At 58.3% G+C, this 929-nt stretch carries 1 protein-coding gene; it reads right to left on the bottom strand.

What is annotated here, in order from left to right; translation table 11 throughout:
* On the bottom strand, positions 1 to 804 hold an 804-nt coding region (locus OCL88_RS21055; RefSeq protein WP_264963839.1), incomplete at its 3' end, for an IS256 family transposase.
* Positions 805 to 929: the final 125 nt, after the last annotated feature.

Here is a 929-nt window from a genome sequence, read left to right as displayed (position 1 = left end):
CATCGACGCCCTGATCAGATGGACTACACAGGTCTGGACCGTGGCCAGGGGCCACGTCGCGGCGATGGCTTCGGGAAAGCCCGTCAAGCCGTCACAGCAGACAATGAGTACGTCCCGGACTCCTCGGTTGGCAAGTTCCGCGCAGACCCCGGCCCAGAACTTGGCCCCTTCGGTGGCCTCGACCCAGATACCCAGTACGTGCTTGATGCCGTCCATATCGACGCCCACGGCAATGTGCGCAGCTTTGTTCCGTACTTGCGCCCCGTCGCGGACTTTGACCACGATCGCATCCAAATAGAGAATCGGGTACATCGGATCCAGCGGCCGGCGTTGCCAGATCATCACCTCATCCAGAACGTCATCGGTGATCTTGGAGATCGTTTCGTGCGAAAGCTCGGTTCCAATCGTTGATTCCAGATGATGCTGGATGTCTCTGACCGTCATGCCACCGGCATAAAGACTGATAATCATTTCGTCCAAGCCACCCGTGCGTCGGGCACCCTTGGGCACGAGCCGCGGAACGAACGAACCATTCCGGTCCCGCGGGATGGCCAAGTCAACATCGCCGGCCTGACTGGCCAGCGTTTTCGGGTAGAACCCATTGCGTGAGTTGGGCAGCAAACGTGCCGCGGGATCTCCCTTTTCATAGCCGAGATGACCGGAAAGTTCGGACTTCAGTCCACGCTCCAGAACGGCCTTGATCATCTGGTTCAGGAAACCGTTCTTGCCATCAATCTGCAGTTCAGCCGAATCGATTTGTTCCATTAGCTCATCAAAGGCACCGGACTCGCGCAGCTGCTCCATCCCCCCGGCAGCAGCGACCTTCGCGGCAAGCTCCGCGCTGAGCTCTTCACTAGAACCAGTCATGGTCACAGTTTTCTCCAATCAACCAGGGACCGGAACTCCTACACAAACCATCTGACACCCCC

This window comes from Paenarthrobacter sp. PAE-2 (assembly GCF_026013155.1).
Taxonomy (GTDB): Bacteria; Actinomycetota; Actinomycetes; order Actinomycetales; family Micrococcaceae; genus Arthrobacter; species Arthrobacter ureafaciens.
This window is presented reverse-complemented; position numbering and strand designations above follow the sequence as displayed.